Annotated in this window: 21 protein-coding genes, 3 tRNA genes and 2 pseudogenes; 2 read left to right on the top strand and 24 right to left on the bottom strand. The window is 59.8% G+C overall.

The features are described 5' to 3' along the window. Positions 1–9: 9 nt before the first annotated feature. The 7 genes from BLW24_RS16995 to BLW24_RS16965 all read right to left on the bottom strand — a co-directional run bounded on the left by BLW24_RS16995 (position 10) and on the right by BLW24_RS16965 (position 9188). A complete protein-coding gene (locus tag BLW24_RS16995; protein ID WP_090384527.1) occupies positions 10–1962 on the bottom strand; it encodes a DUF1302 domain-containing protein in 1953 nt (650 codons plus the stop codon). Between the two features lie 637 nt (positions 1963–2599). Continuing rightward, entirely contained in the window at positions 2600–5260 is a 2661-nt protein-coding gene (gene pepN, locus BLW24_RS16990; protein WP_090384525.1) for an aminopeptidase N, read from the bottom strand. Positions 5261–5315: 55 nt separating this feature from the next. Next, a complete protein-coding gene (locus tag BLW24_RS16985; protein ID WP_090384521.1) occupies positions 5316–6152 on the bottom strand; it encodes a DUF2797 domain-containing protein in 837 nt (278 codons plus the stop codon). Then, positions 6152–6415, bottom strand: a complete 264-nt coding sequence (locus BLW24_RS16980) for a YeaC family protein (RefSeq protein ID WP_090384516.1) — start codon at positions 6413–6415, stop codon at positions 6152–6154. Before BLW24_RS16980 ends, BLW24_RS16985 begins: the two co-directional genes overlap by 1 nt. 45 nt (positions 6416–6460) lie before the next feature. Beyond that, positions 6461–7330: a rhomboid family intramembrane serine protease gene (locus tag BLW24_RS16975; RefSeq protein WP_090384513.1), complete on the bottom strand. Its 870-nt coding sequence runs from the start codon at positions 7328–7330 to the stop codon at positions 6461–6463. Beyond that, the gene (locus tag BLW24_RS16970; protein ID WP_090384507.1) at positions 7327–8301 is read right to left on the bottom strand and encodes a metallophosphoesterase; all 975 of its coding nucleotides are present in this window, start codon (positions 8299–8301) and stop codon (positions 7327–7329) included. The genes BLW24_RS16975 and BLW24_RS16970 overlap by 4 nt, the downstream gene beginning before the upstream one ends. Continuing rightward, entirely contained in the window at positions 8301–9188 is an 888-nt protein-coding gene (locus BLW24_RS16965) for an NAD(+) kinase (RefSeq protein ID WP_090384504.1), read from the bottom strand. The genes BLW24_RS16970 and BLW24_RS16965 overlap by 1 nt, the downstream gene beginning before the upstream one ends. Before the next feature lie 184 nt (positions 9189–9372). Between BLW24_RS16965 and BLW24_RS16960 the strand changes: the two genes are divergently transcribed. Then, positions 9373–10320, top strand: coding sequence for a DUF1853 family protein (locus tag BLW24_RS16960; RefSeq protein WP_090384499.1), 948 nt, complete (start codon positions 9373–9375; stop codon positions 10318–10320). Position 10321: 1 nt separating this feature from the next. Here BLW24_RS16960 and BLW24_RS26015 read toward each other — a convergent pair. The 5 genes and pseudogenes from BLW24_RS26015 to BLW24_RS16940 form a co-directional block, all read right to left on the bottom strand. Continuing rightward, a pseudogene (locus tag BLW24_RS26015) lies at positions 10322–10495 on the bottom strand (cyclic nucleotide-binding domain-containing protein); the annotation flags it as partial. After that, positions 10483–11157: pseudogene (locus BLW24_RS26610) on the bottom strand (1-aminocyclopropane-1-carboxylate deaminase); the annotation flags it as partial. The pseudogenes BLW24_RS26015 and BLW24_RS26610, both read right to left, overlap by 13 nt. A gap of 2 nt (positions 11158–11159) precedes the next feature. Continuing rightward, positions 11160–12530, bottom strand: coding sequence for a chromosome partitioning protein ParA (locus BLW24_RS16950; protein ID WP_090384494.1), 1371 nt, complete (start codon positions 12528–12530; stop codon positions 11160–11162). A 262-nt stretch (positions 12531–12792) separates the two neighbouring features. Continuing rightward, positions 12793–13161 (bottom strand): nuclear transport factor 2-like protein, encoded by a 369-nt coding sequence (locus tag BLW24_RS16945; RefSeq protein ID WP_347507660.1) that lies wholly within the window; start codon positions 13159–13161, stop codon positions 12793–12795. 128 nt (positions 13162–13289) lie between these two features. Next, entirely contained in the window at positions 13290–15323 is a 2034-nt protein-coding gene (locus BLW24_RS16940) for an NADPH-dependent 2,4-dienoyl-CoA reductase (RefSeq protein WP_090384491.1), read from the bottom strand. A 231-nt stretch (positions 15324–15554) separates the two neighbouring features. Here BLW24_RS16940 and BLW24_RS16935 point away from each other — a divergent pair, with 231 nt between their 5' ends. Beyond that, entirely contained in the window at positions 15555–16595 is a 1041-nt protein-coding gene (locus tag BLW24_RS16935) for an AraC family transcriptional regulator (RefSeq protein WP_420875002.1), read from the top strand. A 285-nt stretch (positions 16596–16880) separates the two neighbouring features. Here the strand turns inward: BLW24_RS16935 and BLW24_RS16930 are convergent. The 12 genes from BLW24_RS16930 to gspE form a co-directional block, all read right to left on the bottom strand. Next, positions 16881–16957 (bottom strand) — tRNA-Asp (locus BLW24_RS16930). Positions 16958–17056: 99 nt separating this feature from the next. Beyond that, a tRNA-Asp gene (locus BLW24_RS16925) sits at positions 17057–17133 on the bottom strand. Between the two features lie 33 nt (positions 17134–17166). Then, positions 17167–17242 (bottom strand) — tRNA-Val (locus BLW24_RS16920). Between the two features lie 125 nt (positions 17243–17367). Then, positions 17368–17889: a type II secretion system protein M gene (locus BLW24_RS16915; protein WP_090384488.1), complete on the bottom strand. Its 522-nt coding sequence runs from the start codon at positions 17887–17889 to the stop codon at positions 17368–17370. Continuing rightward, positions 17886–19022, bottom strand: coding sequence for a type II secretion system protein GspL (gene gspL / locus BLW24_RS16910; protein WP_090384484.1), 1137 nt, complete (start codon positions 19020–19022; stop codon positions 17886–17888). The genes BLW24_RS16915 and gspL overlap by 4 nt, the downstream gene beginning before the upstream one ends. Continuing rightward, positions 19019–19984 (bottom strand): type II secretion system minor pseudopilin GspK, encoded by a 966-nt coding sequence (gene gspK / locus BLW24_RS16905; protein WP_090384479.1) that lies wholly within the window; start codon positions 19982–19984, stop codon positions 19019–19021. Before gspK ends, gspL begins: the two co-directional genes overlap by 4 nt. Then, on the bottom strand, positions 19981–20676 hold the full coding sequence (gspJ, locus tag BLW24_RS16900) for a type II secretion system minor pseudopilin GspJ (protein WP_090384476.1): 696 nt from the start codon (positions 20674–20676) through the stop codon (positions 19981–19983). Before gspJ ends, gspK begins: the two co-directional genes overlap by 4 nt. After that, positions 20673–21062 carry a type II secretion system minor pseudopilin GspI gene (gene gspI, locus BLW24_RS16895; RefSeq protein WP_090384473.1) on the bottom strand — a complete coding sequence of 130 codons (390 nt, stop codon included), beginning with the start codon at positions 21060–21062 and terminating at the stop codon, positions 20673–20675. Before gspI ends, gspJ begins: the two co-directional genes overlap by 4 nt. Further along, positions 21059–21601: a type II secretion system minor pseudopilin GspH gene (gene gspH, locus BLW24_RS16890; RefSeq protein WP_090384470.1), complete on the bottom strand. Its 543-nt coding sequence runs from the start codon at positions 21599–21601 to the stop codon at positions 21059–21061. The genes gspI and gspH overlap by 4 nt, the downstream gene beginning before the upstream one ends. Before the next feature lie 5 nt (positions 21602–21606). After that, positions 21607–22032 carry a type II secretion system major pseudopilin GspG gene (gspG, locus tag BLW24_RS16885; RefSeq protein ID WP_090384467.1) on the bottom strand — a complete coding sequence of 142 codons (426 nt, stop codon included), beginning with the start codon at positions 22030–22032 and terminating at the stop codon, positions 21607–21609. Between the two features lie 4 nt (positions 22033–22036). After that, a complete protein-coding gene (gene xcpS / locus BLW24_RS16880) occupies positions 22037–23254 on the bottom strand; it encodes a GspF family T2SS innner membrane protein variant XcpS (RefSeq protein WP_090384459.1) in 1218 nt (405 codons plus the stop codon). A 13-nt stretch (positions 23255–23267) separates the two neighbouring features. Then, the gene (gspE, locus tag BLW24_RS16875; RefSeq protein WP_090384453.1) at positions 23268–24755 is read right to left on the bottom strand and encodes a type II secretion system ATPase GspE; all 1488 of its coding nucleotides are present in this window, start codon (positions 24753–24755) and stop codon (positions 23268–23270) included. Between the last annotated feature and the right edge of the window lie 218 nt (positions 24756–24973).

The following is a 24973-nucleotide window of genomic DNA, read 5'->3' as shown; positions in this document are numbered from 1 at the left end:
TAGTTATGTTTAGAAGGAATATTTGACGTTCAGGCCGATATTGTCGCGGTCGCGACCGGAGTTACTCTGACCTGCACCCATAAACTCGGTGTATTGAATTTCAGCTTCCAGGCTGTTCAGGTAGCTGGCGCGCAGACCAACGGTGTAAGCCTTACGGTCTTCAATGAAATTACCCGTCTGGTGACCATTGCCCTGGAAGTCATGCTTGAAGACACCGAACGGTGACAGATTTACACCTGCATAAACATCGTTCCAAGTACCCGAAAGCAGCAATGTATAACCATAGGCATCACTGGAGGCGCAGTCTTGTTTGGCCATAGCCGCATCAGTGGAGTAAGAGGTGTTAGCTCGACCAGCAATGCAACGCTCGCCATTGACAGCACGATAGTTCAGGCTATCGCCACGAAGATGCTCAGATGCCAACTCAGCGACACCAAAGAGCGAGTCAAAGCTCAGCACATTACCAAAGTTATGGATAGCACCAATAGACGCGTTAAACGCTTCAACACGACGATAGTTGCTGACCTGTGAATTACGATTAACTTGCTGCCCCGAAATCAATCCACTGCCGAGACTGCCATTAGAATTATTAGCCAGAGAACCACCCTGCAGAACAATGTCACCCAACAGGTCATTCGTAGCAGAGATACCTACCGGCAGGTTCGGACGATATGCAAGCTCACCAAACACCGAAGTTTCGTTCAGCGTAGTATTGAAGCTGAAGCCATACATACGAATATCTTCAGCATATTCACGCTTTGCTTGAGCTGCCCCCAAAAGATCAACAGTAGCCAAACCAACAGCTGTGCTAGCACCCAAGGCACCTGTGAGAGTTGCTAAATCAACCCCTCGGTAACCATTCAAATCAGCATAAATAGTAGGCTCTTTAGCATGATAATTTACAAGATAAACACCAAACTCAGTAGAATTCAGCTCTTCTGCAATATACTTAAATGATAGACCGTACTGTCCATCATCTTTCGCATTCAGATCACTGGTCACATCTGCAACTTTAAGAATATCTCCGCACGACGTATTGAGACCATTCTGATAAATGCCCGTAGCACGAGCGACAGCAAGTGCACCAGGACCTAAAGCGCCTGCGGCCACAGCATTATAGCCAGTGATTGCAGGAGCTAAAATAGAGCCAGTAAAGTCGTTATAAGCCGTATTACCACCCTCTCCAAACAGATCAGTCTCAGAGAAGAAAGTACCAACCGGATCAATCGCCGACTCTTTCCAGTTGAACTGGTAGAAGGCATCCATGGAGATATTGTCAGTCAGGCCAACGCTAAAGCTCAGCGCCTCAACCGGAACCAGCACTTCTTTCACTTCTGCACCTGGCAGACGGAACTTGCCGGCGTCCACCGGGTTAGTGGTGTTCACACCACCGCGGTAGAACAGACCCTCACCCCAGTTAAATACCTGCTTACCAAAACGCACACCCACCGGCATATCAGCGATATCCCAGTTGCCGTAAACATAGGCATCAAGGATTTCTGCATTACGACCAGCCGAATGACGAGTACCACGGGTAAAACTGTCATCTTTCGGCACATTCTGGCTTGGCTGATAAGCCAGGCTGGTGTCGTAGTAGTCGTTGCGCTTATCCATGATCTGAGTGTCATAGAACGCAGTACCGCGCACAAAGGCGCCGTAGTTCTGATAAGTCACTTCCATATCGGTCGTGATCTTGAATACCTCAGATACCAAGCCGGTATTGAAATTACGGTTACCGTCGTTGGTGTTGATATCGTTGTTGGTTTTGTCATGGCCCTGTACGCGCCAGAGTTGGCCGTAGGACACAGTGGTATCGATGGAGCCGCTGATTTCATCGTCGGCGAAGCTGAATTCCACTGCCTGGGCATGAGCAGCTACCAGCAAAGGAAGAAGACCGACAAAAGCAAAACCTGCCTTGGCAGGTGCGAAACGCAATACGGGCTTACGGGACTTAATTTCCATCGAAACATTACTCCGTGGACAGATCATCTTTTTTGTACCCCAACCGCTGGGGCACGTTATGGCCGTACTGATGACGGCCTTAAATGTTGATTGGAAGGCAAGCCCCCAACGCGCTTACACGCACCTCACTGTTTGGCGTGCACCATGACGAGGTCAAATCGATTTAGCTCCCTGCAACCATAGTGCCAATTCAAACGGGCGTATAAAAAATCTAGCGCAACACACGGATAAACTATTAAGCCATTTTGTGACTGATCATTCACAAGCCAGATAAGCTCATACTGTGACAGATTCTTCCTATTTTGTCCTACCATCTGGCGCGATCAGTCACCCTGCTGCTTTTTGTACGCCTAGACGCTTCAAACAAATCAGCCAACGTCAAGCCAAGAAGCTCAATTCATATAGCGCAAACTCTGCTTACATTTAATGGGGTAACACAAAAAGTGTTACCCCATTAAGCCAGGTAACACTTTAGTGAGGATAAAAAGGGCTGCGTGAAGCACCTGTAACCCTATGCATTGCGCATAGATAGGCAGGATCGACCTTTAGAGTTAATGCATCGATCAAAAAACACTCAAATGTATTGAGCTTTTTATATAGGGTGGCGCTGCCACCCTAGGTTGTTACCGATCACTAATTAACCAGCCAAGCTCTTGCTGACCACCTCATAGACATCACTGGACAATTCACCCGAGGCCAGAATGCGCTGTAGTTGCGCTTTCATCTGAGCCTGACGAGCACTGCCGTATTTGGCCCAGCGAGTCAGCGGCGCCAGCAAACGCGACGCGATCTGTGGGTTGAGGGCATTCAGGGTAATCACCTGGTCGGCCAGAAAACGGTAGCCGCTGCCATCAGCCTGATGAAAACCCAGCAGGTTCTGCCCAGCAAACGCACCGATCAAGGAACGAGCCTTATTCGGGTTCTTCAGGGTAAACGCCGGATGTTGCATCAGCTGTTCAACACGCTGTAGCGCACCAGGCAAGGCGCAAGCTGCTTGCACGCTGAACCACTGATCCATAACCAGCGGGTTGTCCTTGAAGAAATCGGCAAAACTGGCCAGGGCCGTGGCCTTTTCGGCCTCGAACGGTGAATTGACCAGAACCGCCAACGCAGTCAAACGCTCGGTCATATTGTCGGCGCTCTCGAACTGCTCCAGGCAAGCCGCCAATACCTCGGCCTTGCCACTGAGCATCAGGTAGGACAACGCGATGTTCTGCAGGCTGCGCCGGGCAAAGTGTTCGGCCTCTGCCACATAGGCGCTAGCGCGGGACACCTCGCGGTTACGTTGATAGCGCTGCCACAGCAAATCGAACAGCGCATCCGACAGTTGCATGCGCGCAAATTCACGGGCGGCATGGATGGCTTCGACATCGGCCACTTCGCTGATTTCAGTCAGATAGGCCTCGCCGGGCAACGAGAGCATTTCGGCGACCATGGCCTGATCCAGCGAATCGTCGGCCAGCAGCGTGCGGCAGGCCTCGACCAAGCGTTGATCGAGCACCAACGACTCGCCACGCTGATGCTGGCCAATCATCTCCTGCAGCACCTGCACCGACAATTGCTGCCCCGCCTCCCAGCGGTTGAAGCCGTCACTGTCGTGCTGCATTAGGAACATCAATTGATCACGACTGTAGGGAAAGCTCAGCTTGATCGGTGCCGAGAACCCACGCAGCAAGGACGGCAGCGGCTTTTCCGCCAGTTTGACAAAGGTAAACGCCTGCTCCGCTTCGGTTATCTGCAGCACACGAGAGGTACCCACTGCGGAGTCTTCACTGACCAATTGCAGCGGCAGTTCATGCCCCTGAGCGTCGAGCAAAGCCAGTTCGACCGGAATGACAAACGACTGCTTCTCAGCCTGCCCTGGCGTGGCCGGACAGCTCTGGCGAAAGTGCAGGCGATAGCTGTTGGCAGCGGCGTCGTAACTTTCACTGACCTCCACGCGCGGTGTACCAGCTTGGCTGTACCAACGTTTGAACTGGGTCAGGTCGATACCATCGGCCTCTTCCATCGCGCGGATAAAGTCATCACAGGTCACGGCCTGACCATCATGGCGCTCAAAGTACAGATCGCTACCTTTACGGAAGCCCTCGGCACCGACCAGAGTGCGAATCATGCGCACCACTTCCGAGCCTTTCTCGTACACCGTCAGGGTGTAGAAGTTGGAAATCTCCATAAAGGCATCCGGGCGCACGGGGTGGGCCATCGGACCCGCATCTTCGGCGAACTGATGGGTGCGCAGATAGGCTACGTCCTCGATGCGCTTGACCGTACGCGAGTGCATATCGGCGCTGAACTCGGCATCGCGGAACACGGTAAAGCCTTCCTTGAGCGACAGCTGGAACCAGTCGCGACAGGTCACGCGGTTGCCCGACCAATTGTGGAAGTATTCGTGAGCGACAACCGCTTCGACGCGCTGGTGCGCAGCGTCGGTAGCGGTTTCGGCCTTGGCCAGCACGCAGCTGGAGTTGAAGATATTCAGGCCCTTGTTTTCCATGGCGCCCATGTTGAAGTCGTTGACCGCGACGATCATAAAGATGTCCAGGTCGTATTCGCGACCGTACACCTCCTCGTCCCACCTCATGGATTTCTTTAGGCTGTCCATGGCGTGCTGGCATTTGTCGATGTTTTCCGGCTCGACATAGATGCGCAGCGCCACGTCGCGGTTGCTCATAGTGGTGAAGCTATCTTCCACACACCAGAGGTCACCGGCGACCAAGGCGAACAGGTAGGCCGGTTTCATAAACGGATCTTCCCAGGCCGCCCAGTGCCGGCCACCCTCTTCACTGCCGCTAGCAATCAGGTTCCCGTTGGACAGCAAAACAGGGTAGTCATGCTGCGCCGCGCTCAGGGTGGTGGTGAACTTGCTCATCACATCCGGGCGGTCAAGGTAGTAGGTGATCTTGCGGAAGCCCTCGGCCTCGCACTGAGTGCAGAACATGCCGCTGGACTTGTACAACCCTTCCAGCGCGGTGTTGCTTTCCGGGTGGATGCGCACGCTGCTGTCGATCACAAAGCTGGCCGCGATTGGCTGCAAGGTCAGATGACTGTCGCTCAGCTGGTAATCGCCGGCACTCAGTTCGCGGTCATCCAGCGCCACACTGAGCAGCTCCAACTGCTGACCATCCAGCACCAGCGGCGGCAAGCCGCTGCCGGCAGCCGGATTGCGGCGCATCACCAGTTGCGCATGCACCAGGGTGTGATCCTCGAACAACTCGAAGGTCAGGTGCGTTTCATCAATCAGATAATCCGGGGCCTGGTAGTCCTTGAGGTAGATCATCTTCGGCTGTTCGGTGCGCATGGCTTGTGGCCCTTTTTTCTGCGGCGCGCGGGCGCCGGGTTCGCGAATAAGTAACTCAGGCGGCCAGTTCGTGGACGGCCAGCTGGTAAGCGGTGTATTTGCGGATATTAATCACGCCGGTGTCGAACATCAGGTACTGGCCCTTGATGCCCAGCAAGGTGCCTTCGGCCAGCGGGTTCTTGTCCAGGTTGAAGCTGGTGATCTTCGCCGGATAAGCCTCAATCGGATAGCTGATCTGCACCACCGGCTGATCGCTGAGCGACTGAATGGCCTGGATGCCGAAGCGCCGCTGCAACTCGGTGAGCCCGCTGCTGCAACTGGCAAACAGCTGATCGCGCACAGTGAGCAGGTCGACCGGTGCGGCATCACCCTTGAGCAGCGCACGCCAGTTGGTTTTATCCGCCACCTGGCTACGCAGCAGGTCTTCAACAAAGCCGGACTGCTGGCGTGTGGCCACCCGCAGAATCGGCAGCGCCTGGGTTGCGCCCTGGTCGATCCAGCGTGTAGGAATCTGCGTGGCGCGGGTGATGCCGACTTTGACACCGCTGGAGTTGGCCAGGTAGACCACATGATCGGTCATGCAGAACTGCTCGCCCCAGCTCGGCTCGCGACAGGTGCCGGCCTCATAGTGGCAACGCTCGGGGCTCATGATGCAGACATCGCACTGCGCCAGCTTCTGCATGCAGGGGTAGCAATAGCCCTGACTGAAGCTGCTCTTGGTTTTGCGCCCGCAATGCGTGCAGTGAATGGCGCAGAGGAACTCCAGGCGCAGGGTCTTGCCGATCAGCGGGTTGACCGGCAACAACTCATCGCCTAGGCGAAAGCTGTATTGCACAGGCGCATCCAGCTGCGCCGCCATTTTGCTCAGGGCACCACGGGCCAACTCGCTCATCAGTGCAGGGTATCCGAGGACTTGAACAACAGATTGGGGATCGGCTCTGACTTGGAGCTGCACTCCTGCGGGCCCATATAGCCGATACGCTCTTCTTCCGGCAGGTTGTGGATCTCCCAGGCAATCAGCGCCTGCAAGGTCAGCTCCTTCTGCTCCTGGGTCAGCTTGCGGCCATCGGGCCATTTACCGATTTCCACGGCCAGCTTGAGGCTCTGGTAGATCTCAGGGGTGATGTTTTCAATCGCTTCGAGAAAGGACGACATGGCGCCTCCAAATGCAAAGTGGCAGTTTACCAGCCTGAACAACAACTAACTGTGTCGCCGACGCGCCAGCACGCCACCCAGCAGTCCGGTCAGACAACCAGCCAACAGACCGCCGACATGCGCCGCGTTGGCAATAGCGCCGAATTGCAGCAGCTCAAAGACGCCGGTCATGCAGATCAGCAGCCACGCCAGCATCATCACCAATACACCAGGCGGCAGCCTATAGGCGGGTGTCGGTGCCAGGCGCTGGAAGATCCAGCAATGCCCAAGTAAGCCATACAGCACCCCGGACAGGCCGCCAAACAGCGATGGGCCAGCATGCAGGTATTGGGCGAAATTGGCCGCGAGGCTAAACAGTAGCGTCAGCCCCAAGAGCATCACGGCACCCTGACGCGCCTCGATCCGCCGACCCAGCTCCCAGTACCACAGACTGTTCATCGCCAGATGGAGAATACCGAAATGGATCAGCATCGGCGCCAGTAACCGCCACCACTGACCGCTGGCCAGTGTGTCGCTGAGGTAGCTGAAGTAGATGTAATCGCCCTGCACGCGGTAGTCGACAAAACTCAGCCAGCTCACCGCCGTCAGATTGTCACCCAGCAAGGTGATGGCCGCGGCAATAAAGCTTAGCGCCAGAACAACAGCGGTCATGCGACTGCTGTTCAACTGCTGGACAAAACTTGGAGCCGCATCGACTGAAGCCTGTAGCGACTCAACTCCCACCTTGGTATCGCCTTGTGGGTAACGGCCATAGAGTTCACGCACCTGATCGGCCAATTGCTCGCCGGGCACCCAGAGCACCTGCTCACCCGCCTCTTCCGCAACCCGGTGCGGCACCTGCAAACGCTGCAGCAGACTGATAAAACCGCTCAGGTCGACATGCTCAGGCAAACGCATTGCCGCGACAGCACTCATGGCCGCGCCTCCGGGCTTTCAACATCGACCCAGACAAACTTGTGGGCATCCAGGCGCGTCTCCTGATCAAGCCGATAGGCCACCAGTTTGCCGTTCAAGACGGCGCTGTAATCCAGACAGGCCAGGTTGCTGCGAATCGGTGCAGGTTTGCCGCTGCGCCAGTAGTGGCCGACAAACAACAGCGGCTGATCGGCACCGTATTTGAGCAATTCGGTTTTCTGCATCTCGCTGAGCGGTATCTGCGCTGCCAGCTCCGGCAGGGCATCGGGCTGAAAGACGATGTCGCCGTAGGTTTGCGGGTCTTCTTCCCAGAATTTGGTACGGAAATGCGCGCGGGTAAAACCGTCATCGCTGGTCAGGGTCATACCGTGCGGCAGACGCATATCAGTGCCGCGCAACAGTCGATCCAGCGCGGTATTGGCAAAGCTGCCGTGCACGGCCGCGGCCTGGAGAAAATGCTCGTCGATGCAGCCATCGGCAAACTGCGCACGCAGCGGTTCAATCAGACTTGCATCCCAGCAGGCATGCACCACGCGGAAATGCCCGGCATCAATAAACAGCGGCAACTCGTAGAACCAGTCGAGAAATCCCTGCCACTCCGCCGGATAGGCATCGAACTGCTCCAGGGTTTCCTTGATCAGCCGCGCATGCCGTGGCGTGTGCTCACGAACAAACTGCCTACCGCTGCCTGGCGCTGCCGGCGTGCTCCAGGCCAGCGCATTGAACTCATGGTTACCCATGATGCACAGCGCCTGGCCGGCCACGACCATATCGCGCACCAGGTGCAATGCTTCACGGATGCGCGGGCCACGATCGACCAGATCACCCAGAAAGATCGCCATACGCTTAGGGTGCTGCCACACACCACCCTGCTGGCGATAGCCCAGGGTGCTGAGCAGATGCTCCAGGGTTTTCGCGCAGCCATGGATGTCGCCGATCAGGTCGTAACCGCGAGCAGGATCGAGGCGCATCAAGCCCCCCCGCCGAGCCGGCTACCCCAGCCCAACTTGTTGCGACAAACTTCGTAATAGTTGTGGTCCAGCGGGTGAATCAGGCGCAGCTTCTGCGGCCGCTTGGCCACGGTGACCGTGTCGCCGGGGGCACAGGTGAAGTGATTCTGTCCGTCACAGGAAACCTGCGGATACAGCTGCAGATCCTTGGATACGACGATTTTCAGCTCGCTGTTGCCATCCACCACAATCGGCCGACTGGACAGCGTATGCGGGTACATCGGCACGATCACGATGGCATCCAACTTGGGATGCATGATCGGCCCGCCAGCGGACAGCGCATAGGCCGTAGAGCCGGTCGGCGTGGCCACGATCAGGCCGTCGGCCTTCTGGCTACAGACGAACTGGCCATTGATAAACAGTTCGAACTCGATCATCCGCGTGGACTTACCCGGATGCAGCACCACATCGTTGAGCGCATCACCCTGACCGATGGCCTCGCCATTGCGGCGTACTTCGGCCTCCAGCAGAAAGCGGTTTTCGGTCAGGTAATGCCCTTCGAGCACCTGGGCCACCTTCACTTCCAACTCATCTGGGCGAATATCGGTGAGAAAGCCCAGGCTGCCACGGTTGACGCCCAGCACCGGCACCTTATGCCGCGCCAATGCACGGGCGGCGCCGAGCATGCTGCCATCACCGCCGACCACGATCACCAAGTCGCATACTTCGCCGAGAATTTTGCGCGATGAGGTCTGCAAGCCATGACCCGGCAGCACTTCAGCGATGGTGTCTTCGAGGATCACATGCAGGTGACGAGCGAGCAGAAATTTCTTCAGCCGGCGAATGGTGTCGAGAACCTGGGTGCTGCCCAGTCGACCGATGATGCCGATATTACGAAACTGCTCCATGGTGCTCCCGCCAGGCTCTGGATCTAGTGGCTCGGATTATGGGCGAAAGCCCATGGCAGCGGCAAACCGCTGACCTGCCATGACAGCGTTTAAGCGTTTATTGAAGAGCTGCGGGATCACTTTTAACCCAGAGGGGCCGACGCGCAGCAGCTCGCAAATAGCCGCGAAGCGCTATGCTCGCAGCATGATGCCCTTCCCCTCACTCACCGACCTGCCCTCGCAGTTGCGCCAGCCCGCCGTGCGCGACCTGGCTTGGGCACTGCTCTCGCCGCCGTTGCTGACGCAGACACCCTGGCCACAGCGTCACCCTCTCAAGGCCAGCAACTGGAGCCAGCAACCCGAAGCACTGGCTGACTGGCTGCTGAGTCTGGATGCCGACAGCCATGCCCTACAGCAGTGGTTAAGCCAAAGCTCAGTGCGCCGCCTGGGGTTGTACTACGAACGCCTCTGGCAATTTGCCCTGCATGCCGCGCCTGGTATCGAGGTGCCGGCTGCCAACCTGCCCATCCGGCAGCAGGGGCATACCCTGGGTGAGCTGGATATGCTGCTGCGCGATGAGGAAGGCGTGCATCACCTGGAACTGGCGATCAAGCTGTACCTCGGCCAACAGGATTGTAGTGGCGCAGAGCTGGCACACTGGCTCGGCCCGGGCAGCCATGATCGCCTGGATATCAAACTGGCGCACCTGGGCCAACATCAGCTGCCGCTATCCACCCGCGCTCAAGCCCAGCAGCGGTTGACCGAGCTGGCTATTCAGCAACCTCAGGCGGCGTTGTGGCTGGGCGGTTATCTGTTCTATCCCTGGCTGCAGCCCTCCTATGCCGCCCCGCAACATGGCAACTCTGCGCATCTGCGTGGGCGCTGGCTGCATCGCACTGACTGGACGCGCTTTGCCACGCACAACCCAGGTCACTGGCAGCCCTTAGCCCGGCACGCCTGGCTAGCGTCAGCGCGGACTGAGAAGGAGCATTTGTGGTCGCGTGAGCAATTCAATCAATGGCTCAGGGCACTGCCGAACGATGCTAACACGCAGTTGCTCGTACGCCTGATTGAAGGCCCGCAGAATGACTGGCTGGAAGCCGAGCGGGTATTTCTGGTGAATGATCACTGGCCGGCGCAACCGGCCAGCTAACTCACAGGCTGCGTTCGGTGCGCCCGCCCGAGCGCGCCAGATAGCCCGAGCCACTTTCACACAGCAGCGCATCACGCTGGATCGCCGGCAAGGCATCCACACCATCACGCAATGCGTAGGCGCTGTAGTCGAGCTGCGAGAGGAGAAACACCGCACTGGCATACCGGCAGTTTGAACAATCGCCTGCACCTGCTGCTCGACACCATGGTCAGCCGGTACCGCCAACGCTGCATACACAGGATGCGCGGCAGCCTCACCAAGCAACAGGCCTGCCAGAGTGGTGCCCGTCCCTGCCGCCAGCCACCAGGCGTCGTAATCGGTCCAACCGAGGTTTGGCAGCTGCTGGCGAACCTGCTGCACCAGGCTCATACAGCCCAGCGCGCCCGGTAGGCCACCACCACCCTCGGGCAGCGAATAAAAGCCCGGATAGTGCGCCTGCCAGGGCAACCAGAAGTCGGCCGCATGCCGAGCCCGGTAGCCCGCATAACCCAGCCAGTGCAGGTGCATGCCAAAAGCCAGCAAGTCATCCACCGTCTGAGTCTGCTGCGGATGGCCACGCAGAAGCCCAACGGTCTGGAAATTGAAGCGCTTGCCGGCAGCGGCCAGGGCATGCAGATGATTGGAATGTGCGCCGCCCAGGCTGATCACGCCAGTGGCAGCACAGGCTTCTGCGGCGCGTAGGTGCTCGGAGAGTTTGAACCATTTATTGCCGCTGATCAGCGGGTCAAGCAGATCCAGGCGCAATACCGCCAGTTCAACCCCGGCGACGGCAGACCAGTCCAGCGAAAGATGCTGCAAAGGGGCACAGGGCGCCCAGTCAGGCAGGGCAACAGACAAGGCTAACTGACAGTACGCAAACGGCTACTGGCCTTGTGCCGTGCACAGCAATTGGACTCGCCCAGGGTAAAACGACTGGGCGTGTCAATACGGTCGATTGGGATGGCGCAGCGCTCACCGCTGGGCAGTGAGGCTTCACAGCTTGGCTGCTGATAATGCGCCAGCCAATGACGGTACTGCTCTTCGCTGACAAAGCACTTGGCCGCGGCATAGGCCAGCGGATTGTCCTGATACGAGGCGATATCCTGCAGCGGGATGGTCAGGTGACCCGCTCCGGGGTGATAGACCACAAACACCACACCGAGCTTGGCCAGGCGCTCGAGAATCTGATCCCCCCCCTGACTGGCCAGATCGGCGTAAGCACGTTTGAGGCGATTGATCTCCTGCAGCGCTTGCGTGTCCTGCTCGCCGCGATAAGCCAGCTCGACATCGCGAATAGCAATCTGCTCTTTGTATTCAGCCACTGCCGAGGCGATCTTGGCCTGCATCTCGCTTTCAAACTGCACACGCAGGCTGTCACTCTCACTGCGACCATCATGCTCAAGCGCGCGCAGCTGCTCGGTCATCTCCTCACGGGAGGCCTGGAAACTCGCCGCCTGAGCCGCCAGCTGCGCCTTCAACGCAGCGTTGTGTTCTTCTTGCTGACGCAAGGCCTGATGCAGGCCATGAATTTGCGCCTGCAGGTTCTTGCTCTGCTCATCGCTGGCCAACTTGAACTTGGCCAGTTCTTCTTCGTGTTGCTGGGTCAGGCTGCTGATGCGCAAGCGCTGCTGTTTGATCAGTTGCGCGGCTTTCAGGCGCTGTTCCTGATCAAGCTTTTCCGTGGCTTTGGCAGCTTCTTCCTGAGCAGGATCCGGGGCGTACCACTTATCCTCCGAGGCCATCTGCAGCCGCTCGGGCGCAACCGCCTGGGCATTCTCGTCTTCGGCCAGCAAACCCAGGCTGTTGCGCTTGACCACATCACGCAGCAGCGCCAGATCGTTATTGCCGGGAGTCAGGCTAGGGTCCCAGAGATGCATCTGGTGCCAGGACACCGGGCATTGACTGCGGCACGCCAGTCGAATTGGCCCTGCACCCAGATCAGGCCCGCGCCCAGCCCGCTCGGCCAAGGCCTGCAAAGGAATATTCCAGCCGGAATCCGGCGCGCCCTTTTCGTCGAAGTCCAGGTAGAAAAACACCAGCGCCTTGATCAGCAAGCGCGGGTTTATCAGTACGTACGCCACACGCATCTGCTCGTCGGCGAACTCCGGCATATTCACCACGCCGTCGAGCAAGGCTTCGAACTCGGGGAAAAACATTTGCTTGCATATGCCGCCGCGCTCACTGAAGAACAGTACGGCCTCGACCATCTGCGGCTTGTTCTGCATGCTCATCGCTTTTCCTCTAGGCCGAAACGGGACTCCGCTCAGCGGTGACTCATCTTGTTTATGCTGCGCAAAAAATGGCGCACATAGCAAGACTGCCAACATTCTGACGGGTTAAGCAAGGCCCATGCTGCAGGCGCTATACCCTTGTTCAGGCAAGTCTAGGGGAAAAACCAAGCCCAGCAATGTGACTGGGTTGGCTGTCAACCTGCCAGCCAGCCGCTAAAAACCGGCCCACAGGGCGAAACTGTGATGGATTTGGTGCAACGCTTCAGGCCTTTGCAGACGCCAGAAATGGAGCCAGACGTCGACCCATTTCCTCACCCAAGGCCTGCAGGCCGCTCATGGGGCGAACCATCACTTCAAAATCGACAATCTTGCCGGTTTCATCAAAGCGGATCATGTCGATGCCCTTGAGCTCGCGCTCGCCCACTTTGGCGCTGAATTCCAGCACCACATTGAGACCATCGGCGCTGACCAACTCACGGTGATAGGCAAAGTCGACAAACACCTTGCTTACGGTATTGAGAATCAGCGACACCATGGGCGCCCCAGCATAAGGTTTGTACGCCATGGGCGAACGGAACACCGCCTGCGGGTGCAGCAATTCCGGCAGGCTGAGCAGGTCGTTGTTTTGCATCAGAGCATGCCATTGCGCGAGCGTAGCGGCGGCGGCCGCCTGTAGTTGAGGGATCTCGGACACGGGCTTTTCCTTATTGTTGTCAGCCACATACAAAACGCCCCGCACTAGGCGGGGCGCTGGTTGCTTTAGAGTTCGGCAGCGAGGCGCGAGCCCTGATTGATCGCACGCTTGGCGTCCAGCTCGGCGGCCACGTCTGCACCACCGATCAGATGCACGTTCTGCCCAGCGCTTTCCAGGCCGTCCTGCAGCTCGCGCAGAGGATCCTGGCCGGCGCAGACGATCACGGTATCCACCGGCAGCACCTGCGGCTCGCCCTCGGCGATGCGGATGTGCAGGCCGGCGTCGTCGACCTTGAGGTACTCGACCGAGTTGAGCATCTGCACATTCTTGTTCTTCAGGCCGGTGCGGTGAATCCAGCCAGTGGTCTTACCCAAGCCGTCGCCGACCTTGGATTTCTTGCGCTGCAGCAGGAACACCTCGCGCGCCGCCGGGTGCGAATGGGCCTGCACGCCCGCCACGCCACCGCGAGCCTCCAGAGCGGTGTCGATGCCCCACTCCTTCCAGAATTCCTCGCGGTTGAGGCTGGTCGCTTCGCCCTGGTGGGTGATGAACTCGGAGACGTCGAAACCGATGCCGCCGGCACCAATCACCGCAACCTTCTGGCCGACCGGCTTGCGCTGCAGGATGGCGTCCAGGTAGCTGATCACCTTGGCGTGTTCGATGCCTTCGATGGCCGGGGTACGTGGGGCGATACCGGTGGCCAGGATGATCTCGTCATAACCGCCCTTGGCCAGATCGTCAGCCGACACACGGGTGTTCAGGCGCAGGTCGACACCGGTGGTTTCCAGCTTGCGCTTGAAGTAGCGCAGGGTTTCAAAGAACTCTTCCTTGCCCGGCACGCGCTTGGCCACGTTGAACTGGCCGCCGATCTCGCTGGCCGAATCGAACAGGGTCACGCTGTGACCGCGTTCCGCAGCGACCGTAGCGGCGGACAGGCCAGCAGGGCCGGCGCCGATCACGGCGATCTTCTTCACGGCGGTGGTCGGAATGTAGTTCAGCTCGGTCTCGTGGCAGGCACGCGGGTTGACCAGGCAGCTGGTCAGCTTGCCGCCGAAGGTGTGATCCAGGCAGGCCTGGTTGCAGCCGATGCAGGTGTTGATTTCATCGCTACGGCCTTCTGCGGCCTTGTTGACGAAGTCCGGGTCGGCAAGGAACGGACGGGCCATGGAGACCATGTCAGCGTCGCCCTCGCCCAGCACCTGCTCGGCAACTTCCGGGGTATTGATGCGGTTAGTGGTGATCAGCGGAATGCTCACCTCGCCACGCAGCTTGGCGGTGACCTTGGTGAAAGCCGCACGCGGCACCTTGGTGGCGATGGTCGGGATACGCGCCTCGTGCCAGCCGATACCGGTGTTGATCAGCGTGGCGCCAGCCTTCTCAATGGCCTTGGCCAGCAGGACGATCTCGTCCCAAGTGCTGCCGCCTTCGACCAGATCGAGCATCGATAGGCGGTAGATGATGATGAAATTCGGGCCGACGGCCTCACGCACGCGGCGGACGATTTCCACCGGCAGACGCATGCGGTTCTCGTAGCTGCCACCCCAACGGTCGGTGCGATGGTTGGTGTGGGCGGCGAGGAACTGGTTAATGAAATAACCTTCCGAGCCCATAATCTCGACGCCGTCGTATTCAGCCTGCTGAGCCAGTACGGAGCAGTTGATGAAATCCTGGATCTGCTTCTCGATACCTTCCTCGTCCAGCTCTTTCGGCTTGAACGGGTTGATCGGCGCCTGGATAGCGCTCGGCGCTACCGATTTCGGGCTGTAGGCATAGCGGCCAGCGTGCAGGATCTGCATGCAGATTTTTCCGTCCGCTTCATGCACCGCACGGGTGACGATCTTGTGCTTTTCCGCCTCTTCCGGTGTGGTCAGCTTGGCTGCGCCGGAATACACGCCACCCTCATCGTTCGGGCCGATACCGCCCGTCACCATCAGGCCAACGCCACCACGGGCACGCTCGGCAAAGTAGGCTGCCATGCGCTCAAAGCCATTGGGTTTTTCTTCCAGCCCGGTGTGCATCGAACCCATCAGGGTGCGGTTCTTCAGGGTGGTGAAGCCCAGATCAAGCGGGGCCAGCAGGTGGGGGTACTGAGCAGTCATGGACATCTCCACATCGGGTGTTGGCTTTCACGGATGCCGCAACCTCTTAGCGGGTCGCGGTCGAATATGGTCTAGACGATAATCAGCCGCGCCAAACAGCTCAATGACCTAAAGTAACAACCTAATGACCAAAAAGAGCAGTGACGCTTGGCAAAACCCACACACCTACCTACCCTGACGACCCTATCTAAATGCCAGACATTGAATGGGCGCAGAGGGGATAACGACGCAATGCTGAAAAGCACACGGGTGAAACTGGGTGATCTGTCGGTGGGTTTTGTCGACAGCCTGGCCGATGCCATGCGCCATTGCGCCCAGGACCCGCAACCACTGCTCGACAGTTACGGCCTGGATGCCGCGCGCCTGGCCGAACCACGCGCGCGGCTGTCGATCCCACGCTATATGCGCTTGGGTCATAGCGCCATTCAGCAATGCGGTGAGCCTGGCCTGGGCCTGCTGATGGGGCAAACCAGCCGCCTGAGCCAGGTTGGCCTGGCCGGCGTTACTGCGGCACAGGCACCAACAGTACGCGAGGCGGCGCGCGCGCTGATTCGCTTCGAACCGCTGTATGCCAGCAATTACCGCGGCCAGTCGAGCCTGCACGAAGACAGTCGGGGCGCCTGGCTACGCTTCTATTCGATCAGCCCGTACAACGCTTACAACCGCTTCGTGGTCGACTCGGTACTGGCCAGCTGGACACAACAACTGAGCAAGCTGGCGCAACAGAACCTACCCGTGGAGAAAGTGCAGATTGAATTTCCCGCGCCAGATTACGCGGCGCAGTACGGCGAATTGTTTGCCTGCCCGGTGGAGTTTGCCAGCGAGCATAACCAGTTGCGCCTGAGCCAGCAGAGCCTGAACCTGCGCAACCCCGAGCACTGCCCGAGCACCTGGCGACACCTACTGGAAATCTGTGAACGGGAACTGACGCAGCTGACTCGCACCCGCAACCTGCGCGAGCGCATTACTCAGCTGCTCGGCCCGTTGCTGCATGGCCGCGAGCCCGACCTAGCGGAAGTTGCTGCACGTCTGCAGCTGCCGACCTGGACCCTGCGGCGCAAGCTGGCCGAGGAAGGCACGCAGTTTCGCAGCATCCTCAACGACACCCGCCGCGACCTGGCGATGGCCTATATTCGCGACACCGAGCTGGCTTTTGGCGAAATCGCCTACTTGCTCGGCTTTGCCTCGGCCGAAGCTTTCCAGCGTGCGTTCAAACGCTGGAACCAGCAAACCCCAGGGGAATATCGCCGCGAACAGCGCCGGACGCTCTAACAGTTCTAAAGCGGATCAGAGCTCGGTGGCGTCTTCGTCACGCTCCGGTACATCCTGCTCAGTGGCGCGCTTCCAGCAGCTCTTCCTGATAATCATCCATTGCCTGTTCCTCCCACTCGATAAGTCAGCAACCGCTCATTGCATAAACAAAGAGCATGCCAATCAAGCTAGAGCAGGCAGATGAACGCAAGATGACAGTTTGTCGCGTAGCGCATCTTCGGAGTGAAGACCTAGATGGCAGGCAATAAAAAACCCGCTGATATTGCTATCAGCGGGCTTCCTATATGGCGCAGCGGACGGGACTCGAACCCGCGCCCCCCGGCGTGACAGGCCGGTATTCTAACCGACTGAACTACCGCTGCATGTCGGTGGACTTACGTCCGTAGAACTCTTGCTTCATCTGATGAATCAACCCTGAGGGCTTTTTCATCTCAACTTGAGCGAACCCAGGCTGGAAAATATGGCGCAGCGGACGGGACTCGAACCCGCGACCCCCGGCGTGACAGGCCGGTATTCTAACCGACTGAACTACCGCTGCGCGTCGGTGGACTTTCGTCCGGTTTCACAAGAGTGGTGGGTGATGACGGGATCGAACCGCCGACCCTCTGCTTGTAAGGCAGATGCTCTCCCAGCTGAGCTAATCACCCGCTGCTTGCGAGGCGCGAAATTTACGCAAGGGCCGCACCTAAGTCAACACGCTGCTTCAAGTTTTTCTAAAAAAGTGCAAAAAACGCTGCCCTTGCCAGGTGCTATCACAGGGCACTCCGCACCATTATTGCGCCACCCGCAGACTGAGCCGAGCAGCCACCTTATTGTCTTCGGCGCGATCCAGCCCGGCTTCGGCGATTTGCACACCCTGCTCCTGCAGCACAGTGAACCAACGCAGCAACTGAGCAAAAGGCGCTGGTTGCAGATTGAGCTGCACGGCGCCATCGCCAGAGTTGTCCAAGCGCTCAATGGTCAGCCCCTGGGTCGCGGCCGTGGCCGTGACCATGCCTTGCAGGCGCTCCGGATCAATCGCCTGCTGCGGGCTGCTGGCCACATTGCGCGCCGCCGGCTCCTGACTATGCAGATAGGCATTCAACTCGCGCTGCGTTTCAAACGCACTGCGCGCTGCGGCCAGGCGCTCCTGCGCCGGTTGCCAGAGCGTCAGATAAAGCAGCACCAACAGCAGAAACGCCCCGAGACTGCCGAGCGAAAACTGCTCACGCGGCGCCAGAGCACTCCAGCGTTGCAGCAACAGCGAATTATCCAACTGCGCGGTAAAGCCCTTGCCTTGCGAAACCATACTCATCCTCCGATCACCACACGCGCGCTGACGCCTGCCTCTTCCCGACTGGCCGAGCCCAGTTGCACCGCCAGGCCATTTTCCTGCAAGCGCTCACGCAGACGCTCCAGTTCGGCAAAGCCGGCAGCCTGTACCTGCATGGCCAGATCGCCACGTACTTCACTGAAATCCACCTGACTGATCTGCACCTGCCCGCCCTCGGCAGCCAGCGCGCCGCTGACCTGAGCAAGCAAGCCGAGCAAGCGGGTTTGTCCGCTGCCTGCCCCAGCCTGCAGATGCTGATCGAACTGCGCACGCAGGTTGACCAGCTTGCTGTCTTGCGGGAACAGCTCCTTGTACAACGCTGCGCTGGCGGCGGCATATTCATCGGCCTGACGCTGCAGGTGCCAGCCCTGCGCTAGATTGAAGCCCCACTGCAACACCAGCCACATGCCGACCAGCCCCAACAATGGCCGCCAGCGCTGCCACTGGCCGCTACTGCTTTGCACGGCGAACTCGCCCTGAGCCAGGTTGTTGCGCAGCGGTTGCTGGGCCAGCCAGACATAGGGATCGGCCACCTCCGTGCTTTCATCCACCGGTTGCGGCGCCGGGTGCTGCGGGTCACTCCAGGCAACCTGCGGCTGCACACACAAGGGGCTCAGCTGCGGCCAATCCTGCGCTTGCAGTGCCATCCGTGTGACATTCTCGCCGCCCAGCAACCAGCGGCCGTGCAGCGGCAAGAGCGCAGTGCCCTGCCCTGGCAGCAGATCGGCATCCACCACAATCGCCTGCGGCGCTGTAGCGCACAGCGCCAGCCAGCCGGCCAGCCAGCTGCGGCGCACGGCAAACACACGATGACGACCATCGGCCAATTGCTCTCCCAACGCCAGGTGCATCAGCTCGACCTCTTCGGCGAGCAGCTCTTCCACCGCAAACGGCAGCGCCTGGCGCAACCAGCGGGCCTTGCGCGTAGGCAGATTGACCGCGCAGGAGGTTACCGCCTCAACGGGCAGGACCAGGGTCCAGCTGGCACCAAGCTGCGTCTGCGCCTCGCCGAACGCCAGGGTTTCGCTTACCCCGTCGGCCACCCACTGTACGGGTAGATCCGCCTGCGCGCCGGTACAGGCGGCGGGTGGCAGAAATACATAGGTCTGACTCATGGTTCGACTTCCTCAACGGGCGTCGGCGGCATACCGCCCTGCCCCAAATCACGGGCTAGAACATACAGCTGACCATCACTGGCGCGCTGCAAGGTGCTGCGTAAAACCTGACGGCGCTCACCCACTGTGACTTCGCTGAGCACCTGAAAATACTGACTGCCGACCGCCAGGCCCTGGCTTTGCACCTGCAAGCCGCTGAGCTGCGCGGTAAAGCTCGGTAAGTCACGATAGCCCTCACTGCCCCGCGCGGCGACCAGACCCTGGGCGGTACTCAGGGGCAGCCCTTCAGCCACGCTGGCCAACACCCGCGCGCTGGCAGTATTGACGTTAAGCGTGGCATCCGCCGGCAAGGCGCTGATATAGGGCGACAGGCGCTGGTAATCCGCCTCGGTCATTTCCAGCAACAGGCACAGCTCGGAGACATCCTTCAACTCCCGGTTGCCCGCGCGATAAGGCGGCTGCGCCAGCAGGTATTGATTGTCTTCCGCGCCGTAACCGCCGCTGGGCTGATCATCGGCATCCAACCAGTCGAGCAGGCGCTCGGCGTAAGGCGCTTCGATCTGCAGCCCCAGCAGCAGACGGCGGAATTGCGCCACGGCGGCCTCATTGGGCTGGCCCTGACGCAGCAGGCTGTTGAGGTTGAAACGCCCTGTCAGATCGGTGATCTGCACACGCAAGGCGCCGCCCTCATCCAGGGCAAAAGGCGCACGGGCTTTGGCCCAGGCCTCACCCGGATGATCCACCGGGGCACGCGGATCACCTTCGCGCAGGTCGCGCTGCAGAATGGCCTTGGCCAGGGTCTCGCCACCCAGGGCGTAATGCCAGGCTTGGCGTACATGCAGCTGATTGGCGCTGCTGCGGATCGACAGCTGCTGGCGGGCAATAATCCCGGCACTGACCACCGTCACCACCGCCACCACCAGTAAGACGGTGATCAGCGCCATGCCACGCTGCCGACTCATCTGCGCGGCTCCTCAGGAATATCACCACCAGGCTCGGCGGGGTCGTCAGGGCTCGGCTCGGGTGCTTGTTTAAGTCGCTCCGGCAAGCCTTCGGGCAGGCGCAGCACACGGCGCAACTCGCCATAACGGCGATGCTCCAGCACCAGCTCAACGGCCTGCGGCAACAGCTTGAGTGCATCGTCCGGGTTGTTGCTCTGCGGCGGCCAACTGGTCTGCCAGCTGCCCTCCTGATCCAGATAGCGCAATTGCAGTCGGGTCACCCCATCCAGCGCTTGCTGCACTTGCGGCTGACTGTCCTGCGCCTGATCCAGCACCGTCCAGTAGTGGCGCTGCCACTGCTCGCCACTGAGTTGCCAGCGCACCCGCTGCAGGCCGGAGCGCGGTTGCCCCAGCGGATTGCGCCAGCCGCTGCGGGTCAGTTCCAGAGTTGGGCTATCCAGGTCCTCTCCGAGCAAAGCAGCGCGTGGATCGCCGAAGGGATCACGCATGGGCCTGCCCTGCACCTGCAACACATCGCGTTCGAATGCGGCCATGGCGCGCACCAGCTCACGCTGCTGCAGCTCATGGGCACGGGTGACCTTGTCGGTTTGCAGCACGCTGTCGAGCATGCGGTAGGTGCCCAGCCCCAGCAGGGCAAAGATCGCGATAGCAATCAGCAACTCGAGCAGGGTAAAGCCGCGCGCCGCCCTCATGGCAGCACCCCGAGAAAACCAGTCAGGCTGACCACTGCGCGCTCACGTACATCACCGCCCAAACGCCCCTGCTCTGCGGGCGCGACCCATAGGGTGACGCGGCGCATATCCGCCTCGCTGGTAGCCAGCACCTCGCTTTGCCACTGCCAGCGCCGCCCGGCGAAAGTCACCTCACCCTGGTCACGGCCATCGGCGACCGGGGCCTTCGACAACTGCAACTCCGCCAGCTGATTGTCGGCGATCCACATGGCCAGGGTCTTTTCCTCCAACCGCGAGGCAGTTTGCAGGCTCCGCGCGGTGGCGGTCAGTACGCTGGCGGCGACCAGGGCGAAAATCGCCAGGGCAACCAGCACCTCAAGCAGGGTAAAACCGCCCGTGCGCCTCATCGTTTGCGCCCCGCCGGCTGTTCGCTCTCAACCTTGGGCAATTGGAAACCATCGCTTGCCAATTGCAGGCGCAAACCATCGGCGCGGCGCTCGGCCAGACGCAAACGAAACGGACTGATTTCCCCGCTCGACAGCAGCAACAATTGCGGCGTCAGTGCGCCTTTGCTGGGTTCTTCGCCCTCTGGCAGCGGTAGCTCCAGCGCCGCCCCTTCCAGTTCGACACTCAGCTCGGCCCAGCCCGGCAGCTTATGCGGTTTGGCCGACAAGGCCTGCCAGCTCTGTTTCGCCGAATCGTAACGCAGTACCTGATAGGCCTCGCGACTGAGCAACAGGCCGTACTCCTGGTTATCCAGCACCGCTTCCTCGGCCAGCACGCCAATCAATCCGGCCAGCCGTTCGGCTTCGTTATGCAACTCGCGCCCAGGCCCGGCGATCCCCACACCGAGCACTGCAATACCGATCAGGCTGCCGAGAATCACCAGCACCACCAGCAGTTCGATCAGGGTAAAGCCCCCAGCCTGTCTCGGTTGCTGGCGCATGGGGATCAGAGGTCCCAGTTACCGATATCGGTATCCTGATCGCTGCCGCCTTCCTTGCCGTCGGCACCCAGGGAGTACAGGTCGAAGGCACCCTTGGTGCCCGGCGCCAGGTATTGATAAACGTTGCCCCACGGATCGACCGGTAGGCGCTTGAGATAACCGTCGCGGTTCCAGTTCTTCGGCTGCGGATTGCCGGAAGGCTTTTTCACCAGCGCTTCCAAACCCTGCTGGGTACTCGGGTAGGCATGGTTATCCAACTTGTACATATCCAGCGCGGCCGCTACAGCCTTGATATCGCCCTTGGCCACGGTGACCTTGGCCTGATCGGGCCGGCTCATCACCTGCGGCACCACCAATGCGGCGAGGATGCCGAGGATCACCACCACCACCATGATTTCGATCAGCGTGAAACCTGCTTGACGCTTATTCACTTATTTACCCCACCAACTGATTGAGAGACAGAATCGGCAGCAGAATGGCCAGTACAATTACCAGCACCACCGCCCCCATAAAGACCAGCATAAAGGGCTCGAACAGCCCTACCAGCAGCGCCACCTGGGCACCCAAATCGTTTTCCTGATTGCGCGCGGTACGCGACAGCATCTGGTCCAGCTCACCCGAGCGTTCGCCGCTGGCGATCATGTGCAGCATCATCGGCGGGAATTGGCCGCTGGCCTCCAGGGCGCGGGTCAGGCTGCCGCCCTCGCGCACCTTTTGTGCGGCAATCACCACCTCAGCGCGAATCACCCGGTTGGCGATCACCTGCGCGCCGATGCCGAGTGCTTCCACCAGCGGCACGCCGCTGCGGGTCAGAATCGCCAGGGTTGAGGCGAAGCGTGCGCAGTCGGTGGCGCGAATCAAGCGTCCTACCAGCGGGATACGCAGTAGAAAACCATGCCAACGCGCTTTGACTGCATCATCACGCAGTGCCCAGCGCAGGGCGAACACGCCCAGAATGGCGACAACCACCGCCAGCCAGCCCCAGCCTTTGACCCAGTCACTCAGGGCAATCAGACCGCGCGTGAGCGCCGGCAGGGTTTGCCCGGAGTCAACAAACACCCGCACCACATCTGGCACCACATAACCGAGCAGGAAACCGACGATCAGCAGGGATGCGCACATCAGAATCAGCGGATAAAGCAGCGCCAGCTGAATTTTCTGCCGCGACTGCTGGCGTTGCTCTGTGTAGTCGGCCAACTGCTCCAGCACCGGGCCGAGGTGGCCGGCATGCTCACCCGCCGCCACGGTGGCGCGATACAGCTCAGGGAAAGCCGAGGGGAATTCTTTCAGGCTGCTGGCCAGGTCATGACCTTCCAGCACCCGTGCGCGTACGGCCAGCAGCATGCTTTGAATGCGCGGCGAACTGGCCTGGGCGGCCGCCGCGCGCAGGGCTTCCTCAATCGGTAGCGCGGCCTGCACCAGGGTCGCCAATTGACGGGTGATCAGCGCCAGATCACGGGCGGAAATGCCCCGAGCAAAACTGAAGTGCGAGCCTGCTCCTGCACTTTCACGGGTGCGCGTGGCTTTGACATCCAGCGGCGCCAGTTGCCGATCACGCAGAATCTGCCGCACCTGGCGCGCGCTATCGGCTTCCAGCACGCCTTTTTGCTGACGCCCTTTACCGTCGAGGGCGAGGTATTCGAACGCGGCCATTATTCTTCCCCGCTCATTCTTCGCGAGTCACGCGCAATACTTCCTCAACCGTGGTCGCCCCTTCCAGCACCTTGCGCCGACCATCCTCACGGATGCTCGGGCCGAGAGTGCGGGCGTGACGGGTCATGTCCTGTTCGGAGGCGGCGTTGTGAATCAGCGTGCGCATATGGTCGTCGAACACCACCAGCTCATAGATGCCGGTGCGGCCGCGGTAGCCCTGCTGATGGCACTCGGCGCAGCCGCGAGCGTGGAACAGCGTCGGTGACTGCGTGAACGGCACACCAAGTAATGTGCACTCGGCCTCGTCCGCCTGGTAAGGCGCCTTGCAATGCGGACAGAGCACCCGCACCAGGCGCTGGGCCAGCACACCAAGCAGGGATGACGACAGCAGGAACGGCTCAATGCCCATGTCCACCAGACGGGTAATCGCACCAATGGCACTGTTGGTGTGCAAGGTCGAGAGCACCAAGTGACCGGTCAACGAAGCCTGCACGGCAATCTCGGCGGTTTCCTTGTCGCGAATCTCACCAACCATCACCACGTCCGGGTCCTGACGCAGGATCGCGCGCAGGCCGCGGGCGAAGGTCATATCGACCTTGGAATTGACCTGGGTCTGGCCGATGCCCTCAAGGTGATACTCGATCGGGTCTTCGACGGTGAGGATATTGCGCGTGCGGTCATTCAGGCTGACCAGGCTGGCGTACAAGGTGGTGGTCTTACCCGAACCGGTAGGTCCGGTGACCAGCAGAATGCCGTGGGGCTTGCGAACTGTGGCCTCCATCAGGTCGCGGTCGCGCGCACTCATGCCCAGGTGCTGCAAATTGAGGCGCCCGGCCTGCTTGTCGAGCAGGCGAAGCACCACCCGCTCGCCATTGGCCGAGGGCAGGGTCGAGACCCGCACATCCACCTCACGGCCACCGACTTTGAGGGAAATCCGTCCGTCCTGGGGAATGCGCTTCTCGGCGATATCCAGGCGCGCCATGACCTTGATCCGCGACACCAGCAAGGCGGCCAGTTCGCGCTTGGGTTCGAGCACCTCACGCAGAATGCCGTCCACCCGGAAGCGCACGACCAGACGTTTCTCGAAGGTTTCCAGGTGAATATCCGAGGCGTTTTCCTTGATCGCCTCGCCGAGGATGGCGTTAATCAGGCGAATAATCGGCGCGTCGTCTTCCTGCTCCAGCAGGTCTTCGGTTTCCGGCACCTGTTCGGCCAGCGCCGCCAGATCCAGACTGCCGCCGATGTCCTCCGCCAGTTGCATGGACGCCGAATCATGCTGATAAGCCTTGGCCAGGGCCTGCTCGAAGGCCTCCACCGACAGCACCTGCACGGGCAGCTGCGCACCGACAAAGCGCTGCGCCTCGCTCAGTGCCACCAGTTCGACACCCACACGATAAGCCAGGCAAAGGACACCGCCCTCCACTACGAGAACCACACCGTGACGCCTGGCAAAGCTGAAGGGTAAACGCCGTGATGGCACTTCTGTAAGCAACGCATTCATCCGTAATATGCCTTAAGCACAGAAAGCTGATGATGAGCCCAAGAATATCAAGCGAGGGCTCAAAAGCTGGGGTTTTGCAACATAGTTGTTGTAAGTTAGCCGCAATAAAGCGAAAAACAGCGCGCTATCTTTAGCACATTGAACTGGTCTACACACTACCCTAAGCGGGGGCTGCCAAATGCTTGGCAAATGTCTATGATCAGCGCGCGAACCACACC

The organism is Pseudomonas anguilliseptica (assembly GCF_900105355.1).
Taxonomy (GTDB): domain Bacteria; phylum Pseudomonadota; class Gammaproteobacteria; order Pseudomonadales; family Pseudomonadaceae; genus Aquipseudomonas; species Aquipseudomonas anguilliseptica.
This window is presented reverse-complemented; position numbering and strand designations above follow the sequence as displayed.

What these genes read in the sequence shown, in the direction of transcription:
- BLW24_RS16935 (WP_420875002.1), top strand. Translation starts at nt 15,555, where the DNA reads ATGCTGAAAAGCACACGGGTGAAACTGGGTGATCTGTCGGTGGGTTTT.
- BLW24_RS16980 (WP_090384516.1), bottom strand. Translation starts at nt 6,415, where the DNA reads ATGTCGTCCTTTCTCGAAGCGATTGAAAACATCACCCCTGAGATCTAC.
- BLW24_RS16995 (WP_090384527.1), bottom strand. Translation starts at nt 1,962, where the DNA reads ATGGAAATTAAGTCCCGTAAGCCCGTATTGCGTTTCGCACCTGCCAAG.
- xcpS (WP_090384459.1), bottom strand. Translation starts at nt 23,254, where the DNA reads ATGGCCGCGTTCGAATACCTCGCCCTCGACGGTAAAGGGCGTCAGCAA.
- gspK (WP_090384479.1), bottom strand. Translation starts at nt 19,984, where the DNA reads ATGAGTCGGCAGCGTGGCATGGCGCTGATCACCGTCTTACTGGTGGTG.
- gspL (WP_090384484.1), bottom strand. Translation starts at nt 19,022, where the DNA reads ATGAGTCAGACCTATGTATTTCTGCCACCCGCCGCCTGTACCGGCGCG.
- BLW24_RS16970 (WP_090384507.1), bottom strand. Translation starts at nt 8,301, where the DNA reads ATGCGCCTCGATCCTGCTCGCGGTTACGACCTGATCGGCGACATCCAT.
- gspH (WP_090384470.1), bottom strand. Translation starts at nt 21,601, where the DNA reads ATGCGCCAGCAACCGAGACAGGCTGGGGGCTTTACCCTGATCGAACTG.
- pepN (WP_090384525.1), bottom strand. Translation starts at nt 5,260, where the DNA reads ATGCGCACCGAACAGCCGAAGATGATCTACCTCAAGGACTACCAGGCC.
- BLW24_RS16940 (WP_090384491.1), bottom strand. Translation starts at nt 15,323, where the DNA reads ATGACTGCTCAGTACCCCCACCTGCTGGCCCCGCTTGATCTGGGCTTC.
- BLW24_RS16950 (WP_090384494.1), bottom strand. Translation starts at nt 12,530, where the DNA reads ATGAGCATGCAGAACAAGCCGCAGATGGTCGAGGCCGTACTGTTCTTC.
- BLW24_RS16985 (WP_090384521.1), bottom strand. Translation starts at nt 6,152, where the DNA reads ATGAGCGAGTTGGCCCGTGGTGCCCTGAGCAAAATGGCGGCGCAGCTG.
- BLW24_RS16975 (WP_090384513.1), bottom strand. Translation starts at nt 7,330, where the DNA reads ATGAGTGCTGTCGCGGCAATGCGTTTGCCTGAGCATGTCGACCTGAGC.
- BLW24_RS16965 (WP_090384504.1), bottom strand. Translation starts at nt 9,188, where the DNA reads ATGGAGCAGTTTCGTAATATCGGCATCATCGGTCGACTGGGCAGCACC.
- gspE (WP_090384453.1), bottom strand. Translation starts at nt 24,755, where the DNA reads ATGAATGCGTTGCTTACAGAAGTGCCATCACGGCGTTTACCCTTCAGC.
- BLW24_RS16915 (WP_090384488.1), bottom strand. Translation starts at nt 17,889, where the DNA reads ATGAGTATGGTTTCGCAAGGCAAGGGCTTTACCGCGCAGTTGGATAAT.
- gspJ (WP_090384476.1), bottom strand. Translation starts at nt 20,676, where the DNA reads ATGAGGGCGGCGCGCGGCTTTACCCTGCTCGAGTTGCTGATTGCTATC.
- BLW24_RS16960 (WP_090384499.1), top strand. Translation starts at nt 9,373, where the DNA reads ATGATGCCCTTCCCCTCACTCACCGACCTGCCCTCGCAGTTGCGCCAG.
- BLW24_RS16945 (WP_347507660.1), bottom strand. Translation starts at nt 13,161, where the DNA reads ATGCAAAACAACGACCTGCTCAGCCTGCCGGAATTGCTGCACCCGCAG.
- gspI (WP_090384473.1), bottom strand. Translation starts at nt 21,062, where the DNA reads ATGAGGCGCACGGGCGGTTTTACCCTGCTTGAGGTGCTGGTTGCCCTG.